Origin of the sequence: Mesorhizobium sp. M1A.F.Ca.IN.020.06.1.1, from assembly GCF_004023265.1 — a bacterium.
Taxonomy (GTDB): domain Bacteria; phylum Pseudomonadota; class Alphaproteobacteria; order Rhizobiales; family Rhizobiaceae; genus Mesorhizobium.
In genome coordinates, this window is record NZ_RZSR01001471.1 from 1 (window position 1) to 926 (window position 926).

1 protein-coding gene is annotated in these 926 nt (G+C 56.8%); it reads left to right on the forward strand.

Annotation, left to right across the window (positions count from 1 at the left end; genetic code table 11):
- Positions 1-644 (forward strand): type II and III secretion system protein (locus EOA60_RS34945; protein ID WP_164899866.1); only part of this gene is annotated, 644 nt, incomplete at its 5' end.
- Positions 645-926: the final 282 nt, after the last annotated feature.

Sequence of the window (926 nt, forward strand, 5' to 3'; positions counted from 1 at the left end):
TGTTACATGGGAAAAGGGCACTTGGGGAGATCAAGGTCGTATCCGCGCCGGGGATTCTTGCGGTCGACAATAAAACCGCCACGATCCAGGTGGGCGATCAGGTCCCGATCCTCGTCCGATCATCGCAATCAATCGAGAGCACGAGCTCCCCGATCGTGAGCGAGGTCGAGTTGCGCGACACAGGGGTGATCTTGGCTGTCACACCCAGAATCGGTGCCGGTGGCAATATAACACTTGACACATTTCAAGAGGTCAGCACCGGCAACAGGAACATGCTCACCAATGTTCAATCCCCGGTGATTTCGGTGCGCCGCCTCCAGAGCACCGTGTCGACACGAAGCGGCGACACGATCGCGATCGGCGGTTTGATGCAAGATAGCGCCAATCGCGCCAATTCCGGGGTTCCTGTGCTGAAGGACATTCCGCTTCTAGGGGGGCTGTTCCGCAGCACGGAATACGCCAAGGAGCGGACTGAACTCTTGATATTGCTTAACCCCAGAGTGGTTGACAGTGATGTCGACGCAAAGGCCCTGACCGAGGATCTGCGCGAAAAGTTCGAGTCGCTAGCCCCCGACCTGGGTCGCCGGCTAACGCCGTCAGCTCAACCGCGACCTCGTCCGTACTTACCAGTGCCACGACGGTGATCGGAAGTAGCTGTGGTTCTTTCTCACTGGCTCGGCCGCTGGATGCGATTTTCCATGGAATGGAAACCCTGTTTTGGAGCGCGCCCTGAAGGTGAATAATCAGGCTGCTGTTTGCCAGTCTGCCAGAGGTGTTGATCCTCGAACTGCTGCGGACTCAGATAGCTGCGCGCCGAAATGGAGCGATAATCTCGCGCTTTGATCTTTGATCAGCTCATGTCGTGGAACTTAAGTCCGAAATAGGCCGTCGGCTAACCGCTTCACGATCTATCTGGACCGTATGGC